Origin of the sequence: Capnocytophaga genosp. AHN8471 (assembly GCF_016806945.1) — a bacterium.
Taxonomy (GTDB): Bacteria; Bacteroidota; Bacteroidia; order Flavobacteriales; family Flavobacteriaceae; genus Capnocytophaga; species Capnocytophaga periodontitidis.
In genome coordinates, this window is sequence record NZ_JAESPJ010000005.1 from 101,221 (window position 1) to 120,989 (window position 19,769).

17 protein-coding genes are annotated in these 19,769 nt (G+C 40.4%); 8 read left to right on the forward strand and 9 right to left on the reverse strand.

What is annotated here, in order from left to right; all coding sequences use genetic code 11:
* The 9 genes from JMN12_RS01625 to JMN12_RS01665 all read right to left on the reverse strand — a co-directional run bounded on the left by JMN12_RS01625 (window position 1) and on the right by JMN12_RS01665 (window position 12,143).
* A complete protein-coding gene (locus tag JMN12_RS01625) occupies window positions 1-1,806 on the reverse strand; it encodes a RagB/SusD family nutrient uptake outer membrane protein (RefSeq protein WP_203080394.1) in 1,806 nt (601 codons plus the stop codon).
* Between the two features lie 12 nt (window positions 1,807-1,818).
* The gene (locus tag JMN12_RS01630; RefSeq protein WP_203136449.1) at window positions 1,819-4,884 is read right to left on the reverse strand and encodes a SusC/RagA family TonB-linked outer membrane protein; all 3,066 of its coding nucleotides are present in this window, start codon (window positions 4,882-4,884) and stop codon (window positions 1,819-1,821) included.
* Between the two features lie 220 nt (window positions 4,885-5,104).
* Window positions 5,105-5,869 carry a tryptophan synthase subunit alpha gene (gene trpA, locus JMN12_RS01635; protein WP_088593822.1) on the reverse strand — a complete coding sequence of 255 codons (765 nt, stop codon included), beginning with the start codon at window positions 5,867-5,869 and terminating at the stop codon, window positions 5,105-5,107.
* Window positions 5,859-7,043 carry a tryptophan synthase subunit beta gene (trpB, locus tag JMN12_RS01640; protein WP_088593823.1) on the reverse strand — a complete coding sequence of 395 codons (1,185 nt, stop codon included), beginning with the start codon at window positions 7,041-7,043 and terminating at the stop codon, window positions 5,859-5,861. The genes trpA and trpB overlap by 11 nt, the downstream gene beginning before the upstream one ends.
* 11 nt (window positions 7,044-7,054) lie before the next feature.
* Window positions 7,055-7,666: a phosphoribosylanthranilate isomerase gene (locus tag JMN12_RS01645; protein ID WP_203136452.1), complete on the reverse strand. Its 612-nt coding sequence runs from the start codon at window positions 7,664-7,666 to the stop codon at window positions 7,055-7,057.
* Between the two features lie 3 nt (window positions 7,667-7,669).
* On the reverse strand, window positions 7,670-8,302 hold the full coding sequence (locus tag JMN12_RS01650) for a hypothetical protein (protein ID WP_203136454.1): 633 nt from the start codon (window positions 8,300-8,302) through the stop codon (window positions 7,670-7,672).
* An 89-nt stretch (window positions 8,303-8,391) separates the two neighbouring features.
* Entirely contained in the window at window positions 8,392-9,120 is a 729-nt protein-coding gene (locus JMN12_RS01655; protein ID WP_203136456.1) for an indole-3-glycerol phosphate synthase TrpC, read from the reverse strand.
* Between the two features lie 26 nt (window positions 9,121-9,146).
* Window positions 9,147-10,778, reverse strand: a complete 1,632-nt coding sequence (trpD, locus tag JMN12_RS01660; RefSeq protein ID WP_203136458.1) for an anthranilate phosphoribosyltransferase — start codon at window positions 10,776-10,778, stop codon at window positions 9,147-9,149.
* Window positions 10,779-10,787: 9 nt separating this feature from the next.
* Window positions 10,788-12,143, reverse strand: coding sequence for an anthranilate synthase component I family protein (locus JMN12_RS01665; protein WP_203136460.1), 1,356 nt, complete (start codon window positions 12,141-12,143; stop codon window positions 10,788-10,790).
* 127 nt (window positions 12,144-12,270) lie between these two features.
* Between JMN12_RS01665 and JMN12_RS01670 the strand changes: the two genes are divergently transcribed.
* From JMN12_RS01670 to JMN12_RS01705, 8 genes are all read left to right on the forward strand, one after another.
* Window positions 12,271-13,059, forward strand: coding sequence for a tetratricopeptide repeat protein (locus JMN12_RS01670; RefSeq protein ID WP_203136469.1), 789 nt, complete (start codon window positions 12,271-12,273; stop codon window positions 13,057-13,059).
* A 69-nt stretch (window positions 13,060-13,128) separates the two neighbouring features.
* Window positions 13,129-13,614 (forward strand): 6,7-dimethyl-8-ribityllumazine synthase, encoded by a 486-nt coding sequence (gene ribH / locus JMN12_RS01675; protein WP_203136471.1) that lies wholly within the window; start codon window positions 13,129-13,131, stop codon window positions 13,612-13,614.
* Window positions 13,615-13,705: 91 nt separating this feature from the next.
* Window positions 13,706-14,365: a DUF4294 domain-containing protein gene (locus tag JMN12_RS01680; RefSeq protein WP_203136473.1), complete on the forward strand. Its 660-nt coding sequence runs from the start codon at window positions 13,706-13,708 to the stop codon at window positions 14,363-14,365.
* Between the two features lie 55 nt (window positions 14,366-14,420).
* Complete coding sequence (locus tag JMN12_RS01685; RefSeq protein WP_203136475.1) at window positions 14,421-15,725, forward strand: cation:proton antiporter; 1,305 nt, start codon at window positions 14,421-14,423, stop codon at window positions 15,723-15,725.
* Between the two features lie 14 nt (window positions 15,726-15,739).
* On the forward strand, window positions 15,740-17,572 hold the full coding sequence (locus JMN12_RS01690) for a GNAT family N-acyltransferase (protein ID WP_203136477.1): 1,833 nt from the start codon (window positions 15,740-15,742) through the stop codon (window positions 17,570-17,572).
* 356 nt (window positions 17,573-17,928) lie between these two features.
* Window positions 17,929-18,666, forward strand: a complete 738-nt coding sequence (locus JMN12_RS01695; protein ID WP_203136480.1) for a hypothetical protein — start codon at window positions 17,929-17,931, stop codon at window positions 18,664-18,666.
* A gap of 57 nt (window positions 18,667-18,723) precedes the next feature.
* On the forward strand, window positions 18,724-19,158 hold the full coding sequence (locus tag JMN12_RS01700; RefSeq protein ID WP_009412507.1) for a DUF4268 domain-containing protein: 435 nt from the start codon (window positions 18,724-18,726) through the stop codon (window positions 19,156-19,158).
* A gap of 10 nt (window positions 19,159-19,168) precedes the next feature.
* Window positions 19,169-19,720 carry a TlpA family protein disulfide reductase gene (locus JMN12_RS01705; protein ID WP_088593834.1) on the forward strand — a complete coding sequence of 184 codons (552 nt, stop codon included), beginning with the start codon at window positions 19,169-19,171 and terminating at the stop codon, window positions 19,718-19,720.
* Window positions 19,721-19,769: the final 49 nt, after the last annotated feature.

Sequence of the window (19,769 nt, forward strand, 5' to 3'; positions counted from 1 at the left end):
TTAGTATCCAGGATTTTGAGTTAAATTTTTATTTGTGTCCAATTCGCTAAGCGGAATAGGTAACAATTGGTGATAAGGGCGGACATTTTCAGGAGTAAGAGGAGGTGGAATACGACGTTCTTCCCCACTGATAAACGGATTATAAATACGCCAGTTTTGAAAGGCTTGTACCAAAATACCACGACGTACGAGGTCGCACCAGCGGTCGGTAACTTCTCCTACAAGCTCGCGTGCGCGTTCGTTTAAGATTTCAGTACGGAAAGCGGTATAATCATCGCTGTAATGTTTGGCTGTCCACATAGCAGTACCTGCATAGTCATAACCATAAGAGGAGGGTTTCCAATCGGGTACTACAGTATTTACATCGTTGATATGGGTTTTATCCAAATCACGAGGCAATACATCGCGGTGCACCACACGTCCGCCTGCTTTGTTAGAGATACGAGCACGTTTGCGCACTAAATTCACCGCATCGTAAGCACTGTTCACGTTGGAGCCATTCATTGCTAAAGAAGATGAGGGTGTATAAGCACCTGGTGAGTGATTTATCTCATTATAAGCTTCTGCATAGATGAGGAGTACATCGGCAAAACGGAGGAGTGGTTCATCCATACCAAAGTTTTTGTAGTTATAGGATGAGGCATCGGCTAATGGAAAACGGCGGAACTTACCGATACTCCACATTACCCAGCTATTGTTTTCGGTAGCGTTACTAAGAGGTTGGTCTACACGTGTATCCCAATAGATTTTATAATCCCAACCCCATAACTTACCGTTGTCGAGCACTTGCACACGTGGGCAGTTCCACAATCGGCGAATAGAGTCGGAGGGTTCATAAATCATACGGTGATAATCGGAGCTGGAGATGTTATCCCACGAACCTCCTAAGTTTTCATTTCCTCTCATTCCGTAAAGCATTCCTGTGAGGGTACCGGTATCGTCGCCTGTAAGACCTTGTACGCACCAAATAACTTCTTTTGGAGCTTCGCTTATTTTGGTTTTAGCGTTGAATACATCAGGATAGTATTCTACTAATTGGTAGCGACCGCCTTGTATGACCTCTTTGGCATAGTTCATTGCTTTGGTGTAGTTTTCAGTAGCCGAACCAAGCACTTCACGTCCGTCGCGTTGTGCTACTGAGGCAAGCCACAAGTGTACTTTAGCCAAGAAACCGCGACAAGCATCTTTGGTAATACGTCCGTATTGATAACCATTGCTTCTATCGTCTTTTTCGGCTACGTGAGCCATTGAGTAAGTAAAATCGGCAATAATTTGCTCAAACACCTGCTTTTGAGGGGTGCGAGGCACTTTGAGGTCGTCAAGCGATTCGGTTTCTTTTAATACCAAAGGCACATCGCCAAACCAACGCACCAAATCGAAGTACAAGTAAGCGCGCACACCACGAGCTTCGGCTACATAGCGTTCCCAGTTATTGATACGATCTTGGTGTTCGGTTACATTATCGATTACCGAGTTGCAGTTCTTAATGGCAGCATAGTGTTGTTGCCACATTTGGGTGATATAATCGTTGTCAGGTCCAAACTTATAGTTACGCAAGCCTTGCCCCTCGTCCCAATCAGCGCGTTTGGCAAGGTCGGTACTAATTTGTTTGGTGCCGTGTCCTGTGATGTACACATCGGTGAGGTAACGGTAAGTACCGTTCATCGCTTGGCGAGCATCCAATTCATTTTGATAGAAAAATTGAGACGTAAGGGTGCTCTTGGGGTCTTCTTCTAAGAACTTAGCACAACTGCTCAATCCGAGGCTTGCCCCTATTGCTATAATGGTGGTAATATGTAATTTCATAATCTATATCTTTTAAAAACCAACTTCTACTGAGAATAAAACCGATGTAGGTCGTGGGTACGGACTCATATCGAGGCCTGGGGCTAAGCGGGCAATAGTTCCATAGCCCGTATTGGCTTCGGGGTCAAACCCTGAATAACGTGTCCAAAGAGCGAGGTTAGTACCTGTTACCCCTATGCGCAATTTGTTAAGTTTATAAGGCTCTAATACCTCCTTAGGCAAATTGTAGCTGAGACTCACGGTTTGCAAACGCAAGAAAGAACCATCTTCTACTAAGTCGCTACGGAAAGCATTTTCAGCCCAGAAACCACCTCCAAAGAGCGGGAAGTTACGGTCAGGGTGTGCTTCCGACCACACGTTGTTATAAACGCTTTGTGTGATATTGTCGATATTCTTAGTGCCTGTGAGGTAGTAAGCATTTCCGTTTACTACATCGTTGCCATACGACCAACGCAAGAAAGCGTACAGTTCCCAACCTTTATATGAGAAAGTGTTACCTATACCGCCGGTGTGCAATGGGTTTACATCGGCTACAGGCACACGGTCGTTAGTATCGATTACACCATCGTGGTTGATGTCTTTCACACGCAAACCTCCTAAAGCGACGTTAGGCCCTGGCTGAGCGTTATCCACTTCGTTTTGGTTGTGGAATACACCATCGGCTACATAACCGTAGTAAATACCTACTGGCATACCTACGCGCAAGAGCACATCACTTTTGATTTTGGAGTTGATGCCACGGTCGTAGAATTGTTGATACTGACCTTCGTCTAACGAAAGGATTTTGTTTCGGTAGAAAGAAATATTGAAATCGGTTGTCCATTTGAAATCGCCTTCACGCAACCATTGTGCATTGAAGCTCACTTCGAGACCTTTGTTTTCCATTGAACCTGCATTCTTCCACGCTTTTTGGAATCCCGAAGTAGAAGGGATATTCACTTCCAAAAGCATATCGTCTATCCGTTTGTAATACAATTCAGTAGAAAGGGTGTAACGGTTTTTGAGGAAGGACAAATCTAAACCAATATTGTATTGCTTTTGGCTTTCCCATTTAAGGTTGTCGTTAGCTATATTGCTAGTATAACGACCGATTTCCACTTTGTTACCGTCTAAAACTACTTTATTTTTAGCGAGTTGCGCTAAAGATTGGTAAGATGGGATTTGGTTGTTACCTGTCATACCAAAACTACCGCGCAAACGCAAATTGGAAATAGCTTCTATTTTTTTGATAAAGTCTTCTTCGTGAGCATTCCAAGCTAAAGAAACGGCAGGAAAATAACCGTATTTGTTATTCTTACCAAATTTAGAAGAACCATCAGCACGCAAAGAAGCATTGAGTACATACTTGTTGTTATAACTATAAGTTGCTCTACTGATGTAGGATACTAATTGGTTGCCATCATAAGTGTACAAAGGCGCATAGGTTACTAACCCTTGGTTGATACCCCAAATACCTTGTTTGGTATCCTCGAAGTTGGTAGATTTGTTATAAGTATAATCTGTCCAATACTTATTGGCTTCAAAAGCACCCATTATAGAAAAATAGTGCTTATTGATGCTTTTAGAGTATTGCAAACGGGCTTCATATACCCAGCTGTTCTCATTGCGATGAGAGAGTTCCATACGTCCGCGTTCTGACTGTCCGAACCAAGTGTCAGGTCCCCAAAAACGGTCTTGACCAATAGTGTGTAAACGGTAAGAAGCACTGGTGTTAAAAGTCAAATCTTTAAGCAGTTGATAGCTGAGGTATACATTGGCGTTGAGCTCGTTGTATTTGGTATTGATATCCACTTGGTCTACTGCTACTTTAGGGCTCATCGTGCGAATATTAGGATAGCTCATCAGGGTACCAAAACCAGGGTAGTCTAAGAAAGGAGAAGTTTGCAAAGCTTTGAGAACCACTCCATTTTGAGACCAATCGCTTACGGGATTTTTATCCTTAGAAACGGCATAAGAGAGGTTGATACCTGCATTCATCTTATCGTTAATCTTCTGAGAGAGGTTGAGGCGTGAAGTAAAGCGGTTGAAAGCAGAACGCTTGATAAGTCCTTCTTGGTTCAGATAGCCCACAGAAAGCATATAACGGGTTTGGTCGGTACCACCCGTGATACTACCGTTAGCTTCGTTTTTGGTACCTGTTTGGGTAACTTCTTTCAGCCAATCTTTTACGGCAGGGTGATTCCAGCCTTTTTCGGCAATGATTCGTTGCCAAAAGTCTATTTGAGGTTGATTGCCCCAAGTGCCATAATCGAGCATTTTGTGAGCATAATCTTCAGCGCTGAGCACCTTCAAAGGGATATTAGGCATCATTTCAATAGAACTTGCATAACTGAAGTTAAATTTAGGTTTAGCGAGTTCCTTACCTTTTTTGGTGGTGATAAGCACTACCCCATTAGAACCGTTAGACCCGTAGATAGCTGCTGCGGCGGCATCTTTGAGGATTTCCATTGACTCAATGTCGTTAGGGTTTAAACTGAGTAGCGGATTGGTAGCCACATCTTCATTGGTATTGGTTACCCTTTGGGTAGGCATAGGCACCCCATCAATAACAAAGAGCGGTTGCGTACCTCCTGTGATGGAGTTCACCCCGCGAATTCTAAAGGTGAGTCCGCTGGAAGCAGAACCATCGGAAGAGATGATTTGCACCCCACTCACTTTACCTTGCAACGCTTGCAATACCTGCGACGGACTGCTTTGGGCAATATCTGCCATCTTCACCGAAGCTACTGCCGTAGAAATATCGCTTTTGCGCTGTGTACCGTACCCTACAATTACCACCTCATCCATTTGAGTTACTTCAGGAGAGAGTGTTACTTTGAAGGTACGTGTTTTGCCTACGGCTATAGTTTTTGGCTGATACCCTATATAGCTCACTACGAGTTTATCAGTAGGGAGCGCACTCAAGGAAAAACGCCCATCCAAATCAGTAGCCGCACCTGTATGCGCTGGCTCTACTACTACCGTCGCACCAGGGAGGGGTTGTTGGTTTTCATCGGTAACGACCCCCGTAATGGTTACTTTTTGCGCCAACATCGGGATGCTGAACAACAAAATACAAATGCTAATGATGTTTTTCATTATACAAAAATTTAAAGTTTTTTCTTTGCGACAAAATTAAGAATTGATTAACAAAGTACTCTTTACCTATTGTACGTTTTTCTTTACTAAAGTTTGTTTTTCTTATGAAAACGTAAGTAATCAGTAAGTTAGGAAAGCAGTCGTTAATGATTAATCATAAAAAAACTTTGTTAAAGTCATTAGACTCTAACAAAGTTACTTGTTATTTGTTACCCAAATGTTACTTAAATAGTTCTTCAATTTCTTTCATAGTTTTTACCACATCATTGTTTTGGGTGAGAATGACGATGCTCGTACCTACAATTACTCCATCGGCATAATGGCGCATCGTTTGTACATCGTTATTCGTTTTGATGCCAAATCCTAACGCTACAGGTAGGGTGGTATGTTGCTTGATGTCGGTAATGAACTGTTCCAATCTACCTAAATCAACCTGCTTGCTACCCGTTACTCCTAAAGACCCCACAGCATATACAAAACCACCTTTAGCTAAAGAAGCGATTTTAGCAATGCGGTCGCCAGAAGTTACACTCACCAAAGGAATAAAAGCAATGTTATGAGCGTTTAGCAGTTGTGCTACTTCGGTGGCTTCTTCATAAGGCAAATCGGGGATAATCATACCTTTGATACCTACTTCAGCACTTCGCTTTACAAAGGCTTCTACTCCATAAGCAAAAACGAGATTGTAATACACTAAAAACACTAAGGGCTTATGTATTTTTTCTTTTACTGAATTAAGAAGATCAAACACTACATCGGTAGTAACCCCTGCTTGTGAGGCAGCAAATGAAGCTTCAGCAATGTGTTTACCATCGGCTAAGGGGTCGGAATAGGGAATGCCTATTTCCAAAATATCAATAGCCGAGTCGTCTAACTTCGTGAGAAATTCTTTTGTAAATTGAGTAGAGGGGTAGCCTGCTACTATATAGCCGATATTAACGTTTTTCTTTTCGGCAAAAACATCTGTTATAGTTTTATATTTCATCTTTTTCTCCTTTTAATACTGAAAAAACAGTGTGCATATCTTTATCACCTCTACCCGATACATTTACTACTATGGTTTGATTAGCAGGCAAGGAGGGGCATAATTTTTCTAAATACGCCAAAGCGTGAGCACTTTCAATGGCAGGGATAATTCCTTCAAAGCGAGTGGTGCGTACAAGAGCATCCATAGCCTCCGCATCGGTGATAGGTATATATGTAGCTTTACCACTTTCAAAGAGATGGGCGTGCTGAGGGCCTACCCCAGGGTAATCAAGCCCAGCCGAAATAGAATGCACCGGACTTATTTGTCCGTACTTATCTTGTAAAACATAAGTTTTCATTCCGTGAATAATACCCTCTTTGCCTAAAGTGAGGGTAGCAGCGTGCATATCGGTATCAATGCCGTAACCACCTGCTTCTACTCCGTAGAGGTGTGTAGTATCATCATCTAAAAATCCTGAAAAGATGCCAATAGCGTTGCTACCACCACCTACGCAAGCAATTACGTGATCGGCGTGTAAGCCTAAAGTATTAAGTTGCTCACGGCATTCTGTACCTATAATCGATTGAAAATCTTTTACCATTGAAGGGTAGGGGTGAGGACCTACTGCCGAGCCTATCACGTAGAACACCGTTTCAATCTCAGCTACCCACGATTGGATAGCAGCGGTAGTCGCCTCTTTAAGCGTTTTAAGTCCGTCGTGAATGGCTACTACGTGTGCGCCCAAGAGTTCCATACGGAAAACATTTAGCTTTTGGCGCTCCATATCTACTGCACCCATATACACATCGCATTCCAATCCTAAGAGAGCCGCCGCAGTAGCGGTTGCCACCCCGTGTTGTCCTGCACCAGTTTCGGCAATCACTTTTTTCTTGCCCATACGTTTGGCAAGCAATACTTGCCCCAGAGCATTGTTAATCTTATGAGCTCCAGTATGGTTGAGGTCTTCGCGTTTCAGGTAAATCTGCTGACCGTAGTGCGCACTTAAGTTTTTGGCGTGATAAAGGGGGGTAGGACGACCTACATAGTTTTTGAGTAGGTCGTTTAGTTCTTCCTGAAAGGTAGGGTCGGCTTTGGCTTTAAGGTATTCGGATTCTAATTCGTTCAAGGCGAACATAGCAGTTTCAGGCACGTATTGCCCTCCAAATTTACCGAAATAAGATTTTGTATTCATTTGTTAATTTTCTAATCTGCTAATTTACTAATTATTTTTTCCACAAGTGAGCGATTTTTGCGGTGGTTGCACTCTACTTTGCTGTTCACATCTAATATTGCAGGATGATAACACAAGGCTTCTTGTACATTATCTACCTCAAGACCTCCTGCTAAAATATAAGAGTAAGGCGATAGGTCTTTAAGTATTTCCCAGTTAAATTGAGTGCCGTTACCACCTTCGGCAATGCCTTTGGTATCGAATAAAGGATATTGAATATAAGGCTGATAGGGAGTAATATCAGGTAAAGTATCGTATACTGAAAAGGCTTTCCAAAGAGTGTAGCCTGCGTTGTGTAAGGTGCTGCAATCTTCAACGCTTTCATTGCCGTGTAGTTGCAGTATATCAATGTTTGTTTGTTGCTGAATTTGTTGTAGTTCGTGTATAGGTGTATTCACAAACACCCCTACTGCCAGTTTGCCAACTGAGTGTATTTCAGTAACTATATCTTTTGCTAAATCCACGCTCACATAACGCGGACTTTTAGGCGCAAAGATACAGCTGAAGTAATCGATAGACAAATCTTTCAGTTCTTGAATTTCACTAAGAGAGCGAATTCCGCATATTTTTAGCTGAGTGGTCATTGGTTATTCTGCTATTATAGTAAGCCATTCATCTAAATCATTCACTAAATCATTAGCTACTCTTTCGAGTTGCCCGTCGTAATAATCATTTTTTTGTATTTTTTCTAAAATACTCACATACTGCACTACATCGTCAGAAGCTAAAGTATAAGTTAAAAAATATAACTCTCTCACTTCTTTTTCTTTTAGGTAGAGAGGAGCGCTATCATAAGGCATCCCAGCAAAAGGTATACTTGATACATCAGTTACTATAATGTATTGCAAAATCTTTTCTTCGTTGAGAATGAAATAAAGATTTTCAGTAACTTTTAGGGTTACCAAGTCTAATATTTTATTGCAATTAGTGTAGCTAAATACAAGATTATTATCACATAAGTACGCACGGGTATGGGTGTAGTCATCTACTTCAAAGCTGAAATCCTCACGCGAAAGAGTGGTGAGCGTAGTAGGTTTTTCTTCTAACAGAAAGGAAGGTAAAACAGGTAGTATAACACTCCCTACATTGTGTTGCAAAAGGAGGTTTATGCCGCGCAAATTTCCCTCAGTATCAAAGAAAAACACATCACCAGATACTTCTAAACAAGTAGAACTCTCACCCCATCTAAAAAATAAGGTTCTATCAATAATTTTATTCATAAGTTCAGTGATTTATTTACTTTTCATTTGTCCCTCGTCATTCGTAACTCGTCATTTGTCCCTCGTCATTCGTCATTCGTTCCTCGTCATTAAAAAATCTCTCCTTTCATCAGTGCTTCTCCTATTAAAAGGGCATCTATGCCTAAGTTTTCGGCATATACAATATCTTCTTTACTGTGATAGCCACTTTCGCTTACTATCAATAGTTCTTCACGTTGGCTTTTGGGAATTGCTTTGAGTAGTTGCTCTGTTGTTTTCAGCGATACCTCAAAAGTATTGAGGTTGCGATTATTGATGCCTAAGAGTTCTAAATCAGGTACTTGTAAAGCGCGTTGTAGTTCTTCTTTATTGTGAACTTCTACTAATACTTCTAAATCCAAAGAATGTGCTAACAGATGCAAGAACATCAGCTCATCATCAGTAAGCATACGTACAATCAGCAAAATTGCCGAAGCTCCTAAACTCTTGGCGTGGAATACCTGAAAAGGAGTATAGATAAAATCCTTGCGGAGGATAGGCATCATAGGGAAAGCTTTGGCTACAGTGGGAATAAAAGCGTTATCTCCCTTAAAGTAAGCTTCTTCGGTAAGGATAGAAAAGGCAGCTACGCGGTTATTTGCGTAGTGTTGGGCTTGCTTTAGAAGGTCGAAATCTTTTGTCGCTATTTGTCCTTTAGAGGGAGAAGCACGTTTGATTTCACCAATAATGCTAATGCCAGGTTGTTGTATAGCCTGCGTTAAATAAGGGCGCGCCCATTCTTCTATTTCACGATGTAATTGTATTTCGCGTTGTTCTTTGATTTTAGAAAGAATATCCATAAATGAAACCTGTTAATTATTAATTGTTAATTGTTCATTGTTAATTGATAATAGTTCCATACTTTTCCACTCCTTAATGCTTCTTCAATAAGAGGTTTAGCTTCAGTGGGGTGTTTTACTACATTGGCGGTATAGAGAGCAAACATTGCGTTGAGTATCACGATATCAGCTTTAGCACCGCGCTCTTCACCTTTGAGAGTGCGACGTAGTATCTCAGCGTTTTCAGTAGGAGTACCACCTTGTATATCAGCGTGAAAAGCACGCTTAAAGCCAAACATTTCAGGCGCTATGGTATACTCTAATATTTGCTTACCCTTTACCTCTACAATCTTCGTCTCATCACAAATACTTATTTCATCTAAACCATCATTGCCACGTACTACTAAAGCGTGTTCGCGTCCTAAAAGCTGTAGTGTTTCGGCATAGAGGCGCATCACGGGCTCGTGATATAAACCTACTAATTGGTATTTTAGTTTTGTATTGGGGTGTAACAGAGGGCCTAATACGTTAAACACCGTGCGGATGCCCAAACGTTGTCGCACTTCACGTACTTCGCCTACTAAGTTATGGAAGAAAGGCGCGTGGAAGAATGCTAATCCGTTTTTCTCCAAGCTATCTAATTGTTTCATCAAGTTGCTTTCCATCGCAATACCGAGCTCTCCTAACACATCAGTACTGCCACTCTGGCTTGTAACCGACCTGTTGCCGTGTTTGGCTACTTTCACGCCTAAGGCAGCTACTATAAAGGCTACCGTGGTAGAAATGTTAATAGTTATGAGTCCATCGCCTCCTGTACCACAGAGGTCTATCATAGGTCTTGAGTCTGCAAAGGTAGTGCTATACGCCAAGATGTTACGCACAAAAGCAGTAAGTGATTCTGGATATAAACTCTTTTCGCTGATAAGCACCAAGAGCGCGCCTAATTGTACGATGTCGTACTGCTTGCTGTGCAATACCGCACATATCTGTTTGAAATCGCTATCGCCTAACGGCTGATTCTCTTGCAGTTTCTTCAAAGCTGCTTTGAACACTTCATTGGCGTAGGCTTTTGCTTTTTCCTCAGTATTTTGAACGCTTTGAGCAGTTTGTGTCCCTATCAAAAAGTTCTTGAGGATATTTTTGCCATATTCAGTAAAAAACGATTCAGGGTGAAATTGAATACTGTGAATAGGTTTTGTTTTGTGTTGTAATGCCATAATCACTCCATCGTCCGAGAGGGCAGTTATGATGAGTTCTTGTGGCAAGGTGTCTTTATCTACATATAGCGAGTGGTAGCGCATCACGCTAAACTGCTGTGGCAAGCCTTTAAACAATATCGATTGTGGTTCGGTAACGGTAAGTACAGAAGTCTTGCCGTGCAAAGGTACTTCTAATCGTTTTATAGTGCCGCCGTGCACCAATCCAAACGCCTGATGCCCTAAACAGATACCTAAAATAGGAATATCGGTAATTTCTTTTAGTATTTCCAAACAAATCCCACTGTCCTTAGGGTGTTTGGGTCCTGGTGAAAGCACTATACGTGAGGGGTTTAGAGCGCGTATCTCGGCAAGGGTGAGTTGGTCATTGCGCACAGTACGCACTTCTTCATCAGTGAGTTCACCGAGGTATTGTGCTACATTAAAAACAAATGAATCGTAATTATCTATTAGTAAAATCATTTTTAGGTGTTAGGTTTTAGTCGTTATATAGTCCTTTTTTGCGGATTGCCCCCTCTCCTTGGAAGAGGGCTTGGGGTGAGGATTGCAATTCCTCTCAAACACTTTCACTACTGAAGCTCTTTTGTGTTGTATTTCAGCATATTCTTTTTCAGGTATAGAATCATAAACAACTCCTGCTCCGGCTTGTATAAATACACGGGTGCACTCAGAATCCTGAAAAGCAGGTTTTTCAAAAAAAGCACTGCGTATCACAATAGCGAGCTGTACGTTGCCGTTGAAATGCAAAAAGCCAATACCTCCTCCATACACATTGCGGCGGTATTGTTCCAGCTCAGCAATAATTTCCATAGCGCGTATTTTAGGCGCTCCACTCAGCGTACCTGCAGGGAATACTGCTCCAATCACCTCAAAAAGCGACACCTCTTTGCGCTTGCGACCATACACATCGGTTACTATGTGCATCACGTGCTCTAACTGCTTAATGTGCATCATATTCTTCACCTGCACAGTACCTTTCTCGGCAAAACGCCCTATATCGTTGCGTGCTAAATCAACCAGCATTCGGTGCTCAGAACACTCTTTAGGATCGGCGAGAAGTTCTTGTGCCAAACGAGCATCATCGTTAGCATCTTTACCACGCGGGCGTGTACCAGCGATAGGTGCTATATACATAGTTTCCGAGTTGATTTCTACTAATATTTCAGGACTTGACCCTACCACCTCTCCATAAGGAGTAGGGAAGAAAAACATATAAGGAGAGGGATTGGCTGTACTGAGTAGTTTATAAAATTCTAAAGAGTTGAGGTTGCTTTCCAAACAGAGTTGTTCGCTCAATACCACTTGAAAAATATCGCCAGCACGTAGGTATTCCTTAGCTTTTTCCACTATCTTGTAAAAGTGTATTTGCTCCTCATTCAGGTCGGTATTGATGTGATAAAAAGGTTTTTCAGCTGAAATTGATTTTATAGAAGTAGAAGTTTCTTCATTTGCTGCTTCCAAAAAATTGAAGTATAATACTTCATCGCCGTAAAAAGAGTACACTTTATTCACTTTGGAATAATGCAAATAGGCTTTCGCATTCGCAAATACAAAGGCGGGAAACTCGTATTGAGCTTGCTCTTGTGTGGGAATATTTTCAAAAAAATGGATTGATTCATAACCTAATACCCCAAAAAGTCCCGCAAAGGGTGCGATAGAAGTTTGTTGCTGGTAATAGGCTTGCAAAGAGGTGTAATTATGACTGTAGGCATCGAAGTAATCGCAATCTATCCCAATGATAATCTGATGAATGTCTTCAGCTAAGTAAGAGTTTCTGAAATGTTTGCGTATAGTAGAAAAATAATGTAATGGTTCTTTAGTAAGCATATAAAATTACTTTGGAGTGGCAAAGGTATAAAATAATTAGCAGATTCACAAATAAGTAAATTAGAAAAAAAATTTGTCAATTCAAATAATTGTCGTACTTTTGCCGAACTTTAATTGAAAATTATATATGGCAACTTACAAAAAGAACAACAACCGACCTAATAGACATAGAGATAACGAGCAACTCAACGACGCTCAAGAAACTCGATTGCACCAAGAAAGTACTACTGCCGAGGTATTCGATGCCCTTGATGCAGGCGCTACTCGTACCGAAGATTGGGTGAAACGCAATCAGAAAATTATTATCGGAGCCCTCATAGCTGTAGCCGTACTGGGCTTAGGTTATTTGTTATACCAACAATTTGTGAAAGCTCCTAACGAAAAGAAAGCTGCTAACGAATTCTTCTTCGCTCAACAATTCTTTGATGAAGCTATGCAAGCTACCGATGCTAAAGCCAAAGATTCTCTCTTCAAAGTTTCTATCGAAGGCGGTAAAGGTAAATATGGCTTCAAGCAAATCGCTCAAAACTATAGTGGTACCAAAGCAGCTAACCTCGCCGAGTATGGTATGGGTATGGCTTATATGCGTTTGCGTGACTACAACAATGCTATCGATCACCTCAAAGAATTTAATTCTGATGACGATATTTTCGGCGCTTTAGCCTATGGAAATATAGGCGATGCTTACCTTCAACAAAAAAATAATGCCGAGGCTCTCAAATACTACATCAAAGCCTTTGAACATAGCAACAACGATTTTGTAACTCCTATATACCTCAAAAAAGCAGGTATAGTAGCTTCTCTACAAGGTAAAAAAGATGATGCTCTCAAATACTACGAGCGCATCAAAGATGAATTCCCTACTTCAGAAGAAGCTCGCACTATCGATATCCTTATCGGAAAAATCAGTCAATAAAACAAGATAAGAATAAAAGGCAGAAGATGAACATTCTTACCTCTTATCTCTTATCTCTTATCTGAAAAAATGGCAACAGAAAACAAGAATTTATCTCAATACGATAAAAGTACAATCCCAAATGCGAAAGCTCTTCGCTTTGGGATTATTACTTCTCAGTGGAATGAACAAGTAACTTACGGAATGCGCGATGGGGCTATCGCTACCCTTAAAGATTGTGGGGCTGTAGATAGCAACCTCCTCCTTTGGGAAGTCCCTGGTAGTTTTGAACTAGTACACGCTACCAAACGAATGATCGATACTCAGCACTTAGATGCTATCATCGTAATAGGCTGTGTAATACAAGGCGAAACCAAGCACTTTGATTTTGTGTGTCAAGGAGTTACTCAAGGTATTGCTCAACTCAATGCAATGCAAAGTAAGGTGCCCATAATCTTCTGTGTCCTCACCGATAACAATCTTCAGCAATCACTCGACCGAAGTGGAGGAAAACTAGGTAACAAAGGTGTAGAAGCCGCTATCACTGCTATTAAAATGGCTGTTTTAGGGAAGTAGTGAAGCTAATAGTGAATAGGTAACTTGGAATAATTTTTGCAGTATGTTATGCAGGGGAGTATGCCATACGCCCTTAATAAAAAAAATCACTATGAAAAACATCATCACATATATAAAACATTATCTCCTACCATTTATAGCTTACCTCTTACCTCTTACCTCTTACCTCTTATTCGCTCAAGATTTTCACGAAGGTGATACTATCTATCTTCCTGAGGTAAACCTCTTTGGTAGAGAGCGTTCCTTTGGTGATGCCGATGCTCAAAAACGATATCTACTGCTCAAAAGTCGTGTAAAACGCGTGTATCCTTATGCTAAAATGGCTGCCGATCGCCTTTATACTATGGAACGTATTATGGATACTATGCAAAACAAACAACAGCGAAAAGTCTATGTAAAGCGCACTCAACGTTATATAGAAGACCACTTTACCGACGAACTCAAAAAACTCTCCCGCTCTCAAGGGCGCATCCTCATCAAGCTCATCCACCGCCAAACAGGGCGTACTGCCTACGATTTGGTAAAAGAACTCCGCAACGGTTGGAATGCCTATTGGTATAATAAAACTGCTTGGCTCTACGATCTCTCCCTAAAAAAAGGCTATGACCCTATGAATATCGAAGAAGATTACTGGATAGAAGAAATCATCCTCCGTGCCATTAGCAATGGCGAATTGGAAGATCAAACTCCTGCTCTCCAATACAATTTCTCTGAACTTACTGAACACCGACGAAAGCGATTAGCTAATTAGCAAATTTGTAAATTTCCAAATTATTCGTACCTTTGCCGACAAATAAAATAGTAATATGGAGTTATACTACGCTTTTTCAGTGATTATCGTCTTAGCCGCCTTGTTTTCGTACGTGAATGTGCGCTACGTAAAACTACCTATGACTATAGGTATTATGGTGATTGCTATGATGGTATCAGTAGGCGTACGTCTTTTCGGTGGTGAAATATTTTCAGGTTTAGCACACCGCTTGGAATCTCTATTACAAGGATTCGATTTTACCGAAATCTTAATGGGGGCAATGCTAAACTTCCTCCTCTTTGCAGGTGCTCTTCATATCAATATCAACGACCTCAAAAATTACCGACTCCCTATTTTTACCTATGCAACTATCAGCGTAGTACTCTCAGCTTTCTTTATATCAGTCTTATTGTACTATATAGCTCCTTTGGTAGAAATCCATATTCCTTATGTTTATTGTCTGCTTTTTGGAGCGCTTATTTCCCCCACCGACCCTATTGTAGTGTTGGGAGTGCTCAAACAAGCTAATGTACCTAAACGTATCGAAAATAAAATTACAGGTGAATCTCTTTTCAACGATGGGGTAGCCGTCGTAATGTTCGCTGTCATACTCAAATTAGCTACCGATCACACTTTCGAACCTTCCTTCAATACCATTACAAAACTTTTTCTCTTAGAAGCTGGAGGAGGCGTTTTCTTAGGGGGGCTCTTAGGCTGGATAGCCTCCAAAATGATGAAAAAAGCCGACGACTATCACGTGAGTGTCTTGCTCACTTTAGCCGTTGTAATGGGAGGCTTCCTCATTGCCAAAACTTCTCACGTATCCTCGCCTTTAGCAATGGTGATTGCAGGACTCTTTGTCGGTAACATAGGAAAAAAGGCAAATAGTGCCGAAAATAAAGATTACTTAGAGAAATTCTGGGCTATCGTCGATGAAATTATGAATGCCATCTTGTTCTTATTCATAGGTTTTGAGATGCTACTGATAGATAACTTAAATGAACAGTTCCTCTTAGGAGGTGTTGCTATTCTCGTGTGCCTCTTAGGGCGTGCTTTAGCAATTTATATTCCCGCCCAAACTATATTACGCAAAGCTACTACCTATTCTTCAGGATCACTCATTACTATGGTGTGGGGAGGCGTGCGCGGCGGTGTATCTATTGCCTTAGTGCTCTCTATCCCAGCCGATAAGGGCGGTCTTAAAGAAACATTGTTGCAAATTACTTATATAGTAGTATTGTTTTCTATTTTGGTACAAGGGCTCACTATAGGCAAGGTAGCTTCTAAATCCCTCCACCGTGATGAAGTGATGGCACGACTCAAGAGAATAAAGCAACTGCAAAAAGGAAAACAATCATAAAACTTTAATAACGAATGAGAATGCAAAAAGATAAAGGATTGGTAAGTGCAAAAGAAGTAGCCAAAGCAATTAATATTGATAAACTTGGTTTCTTGGGTACCTTTGGAGGATGGGCGCTGATGAAGCTACTCCGTCTCTCCAAACTCAATGCTATTTATAACCGAACCAAAAAATTTGAAGGCTTAGACTTCCTCAACAAACTGTTAGACGAGTTTGAAATAAAGTTCGAAATACCTGAAGAAGATTTTAAAAATATCCCCAAAGAAGGAGCTTTTATCACGATTTCTAACCACCCACTGGGGGGTGTTGATGGCATTTTGCTCCTCAAATTGCTCTTAGAAAAACGCCCTGATTTCAAAATTATGGCGAACTTTCTCTTGCAACGCATTGAGCCTTTAGCTCCTTATGTGTTGCCAGTCAATCCGTTTGAAGACCGCAAGGATGCAAAATCCAGTATTGTTGGCTTCAAACACACCATAGCACATCTCAAAGAAGGAAAACCTTTGGGGCTTTTTCCTGCTGGTGAAGTGTCTGTAACCAAAGAAGGACAACTAATGGTTGATAAACCTTGGGAAGAAGCAGCAATGAAACTCGCTAAAAAAGCTAAAGTGCCTATCGTTCCTATTTATTTCCACGCCAAAAACAGCAAACTGTTCTACTTTTTGGCAAGCCTGAGTGATACCTTACGCACTGCCAAATTACCTTCAGAACTCCTTACTCAAAAACAACGCACTATCTACATACGCATAGGCAAACCTATCTCGGTAGCTATGCAAGATGAACATACCGATTTAGCCGATTTTACCGAATTCCTCCGCAAGAAAACCTACATCTTAGCCAATGCTTTTGAACAAGATAAAAAATTCTTGCCTTTGCCTAATGTGCTGAAATCAAACAAAGGTACTCCTAATCCACAACAAATTGAAGCTCCTATACAGCAAGATCTTATAGAAAAAGAAGTAGAAAATGTAACTAAAAAGGATTACCGACTGCTGAAAAACAATAATTACGAGGTCTTTTTAGCTCCTTATCAGGAAATCCCTAATATAATGAAGGAAATAGGTCGCTTGCGTGAAATTACCTTCCGCGAAGTAGGGGAGGGGACAAACGCTTCCTCCGATGTCGATAAATTCGACCTCTATTACCACCATCTTTTCCTTTGGGATAATGAAGCTAAGAAAATTGCAGGCGCTTATCGTATGGGATTAGGCGCTGAGATATTCCCTAAATATGGTATTGAAGGCTTCTATACACACGATTTATTCCGTTTTGAGCCCGAACTCTACGATATGATGAGTAAAACTATTGAAATGGGGCGTGCTTTTATCATTTCGGAATACCAACAGAAACCAATGCCTCTGTTTTTGCTTTGGAAAGGAATTGCCCACACTACTTTGCGCTATCCCGAACACTCTTATCTGTTGGGTAGCGTGAGCATTAGCAACCAATTTTCCAACTTTTCTAAATCGCTGATGATAGAGTTTATGAAGTCAAACTTCTACGACCCTTACATCGCACAATATGTACGCCCAAAAAAAGAATTCAAAGTAAAACTCAAAGACGAAGATAAAGACTTTATTTTCGACGAAAGTAAGGCTGATTTAAACAAATTCGACAAGCTAATCGATGAACTCGAACCTGGGAATTTGCGTTTGCCTGTGCTTATTAAAAAGTATATCAAGCAAAACGCCAAAGTTATCGCTTTCAATGTCGACCCGCTGTTCAACAATTCTGTCGATGGACTGATGTACATTCGTATCTCCGATCTCCCCGAAAGTACTATGAAACCCGTTATCGAGGAATTCCAAGCTGAACTCGAAGCTCGTATGAAGAACAACGAAGAATAATATTCTTTGATTAGTATTAATAATAGTAAATAGTACACTGATTTACAATTATATTTGCGTTAAATTCCGTAAAATCGTAAGAGTAGCGCCAGAATCCTAAAAACATTGTAATCCGTTTTATCCGTGTAATCTGTGGGAGAATTTTATAATAACAGAATATTGATTTACAGCTTTGTATTATAATATATTCACAAAATAATTCACCGTCAGATGAAAATTCGTGAGATAATAAAAAATAAAGACTTTTATACACTCCCAATTTCGTGAAAATTCGTGTAATTCGTGGGAGATTAAAAATATTTTACTGATTGTTAAATAATTACTTATACCGAACTCGCGTTAAATAAATAAACCCAATGAAAAAAATATTATTTTTAGTAACATTACTACCACTAACTCTTGTAGCACAAACCGTGATTGTTCCTAATCGTTATGCTTTCCAAAAAGAAGACAATCAATATCAACTCAATATGCTCACAAAATTCTTGCTCGAAAAACAAGGATTTAAAGTCTATATGGAAAGTGAAGCTCCTGCCGAGCTACTCCAAAACCCTTGCGCTACCCTAAAAGCTGATGTGAAGAACCAATCGAATATGATGACCTCTAAAGTACAATTCCTTCTCACCGATTGTACTAATAAAGCGGTCTTTACTTCTCAGATAGGTAAAAGCCGTGAAAAGGAGTTTAAAAAATCCTACCAAGAAGCCTTGCGCAATGCCCTTTCAGGTACAGAATTAGCTACTTTTAAGGCAGATTATCAAGCTCCTTCAGTAGCCTCAAACCCCTCTATTCCCTCAGCAACAACAGCAGTACCCGAACTTACAGTTACTGCTGCGCCTATAAGCGAACCTCTTATTCTATTTCTGTATGCTAAACCAACTAATTGGGGATATGAGTTGTTTGATAAAAAAACAAATGAATTGCAATTCAAACTTAGAAAACTCAATACTCCTGATGTATTTCTGGCTTTTGATGTAGAAGAAAAAAAATATGGTATTTCAGAAAAAGACGGTTCCACTTTTTATAAATTTACTTTTTACAAGCAAATAGATGGATCTCCTCTTACTTTCTCCGCCCAAATAAATTTCAATTAATTTATTATCACATATCAACTTGTTACCTATTACCTGTTACTTGTTACCTAATTAAAAGTGTATAGCAAAGCCGAAGCAAAAAAACTACGCGAAGACTTCTGGATATCTTTTGGTAAATCGTTCCCTCGCAAATGGACGTTGTATGACACTAAAATAAAGGATTTCAGTTTTAAGTTTTCATTCGACACTCGTAAAGCGCGGGTGCTACTCGCTGTAGAAGACCCTCACGAGGAGATACGTAGTTTGTATTATAACAAATTGCTGTCGCTCAAAACTATACTCCAAGAAGAATACCTCCCTAACGCTGTTTTCGAAGAGCATTTCTTCTTGGACAATGGTAAAGAAATTAGTTGTGTATATGTAGAACTGCAAGGGGTAACCATTCACAACAAAGACACTTGGCAACAAACAATGGAGTTTCTATACCAATCAATGTCGCAGTTCGAAGCCTTTTGGGAAGAATATAAAGATATCATTCAAGAAGAAAAATAATTTAGTTTATATGAAAAAACGTACCATACTTAATCTACTCCTTATCCTTTTCATACTTTCTTTCTTCGTAACCCCCTTAGGTTATGAAAGTAAGATTTTACTACAACGAATTTTCGCTAGTTCGGTAGACATCATTCCTGCCGATAAAGCTCAAAAAATTGATTTCAGTTGGCAACTCAAAGATCGCAAAGATGTGCAGTTCAACTACTCGCAAACCCGAGGAAAGAAACCCTCATTCGTGTATTTCTTCTCCTCCTGGCGAGGTATTAGTATTGCCGACCTCTATGCAGTAGAAAAACTATATGATGCCTATAAGGATAAAGTAGATTTCTATATCATCACTAACGAGCGCCCTGAACCAGTGGAAGAAATGATGCAAAAACGCAATTTCCATTTCAAAGTAACCTACCTCATCATCGGTGAGAAAATGCCTTTCGACCCTGAAAAAATCCCGTCAGGTTATATCGTAGATAAAAACGGACTCGTACGCGCTCAAAAAGAAGGAATTGCCCGTTGGAATAGCGATGCCGTCCACGAACTCTTAGACGCCTTGGTTAAGTGATAATTCCTTACCTCTTATCTCTTATCTTTATCCGAGATAGAAAATAATT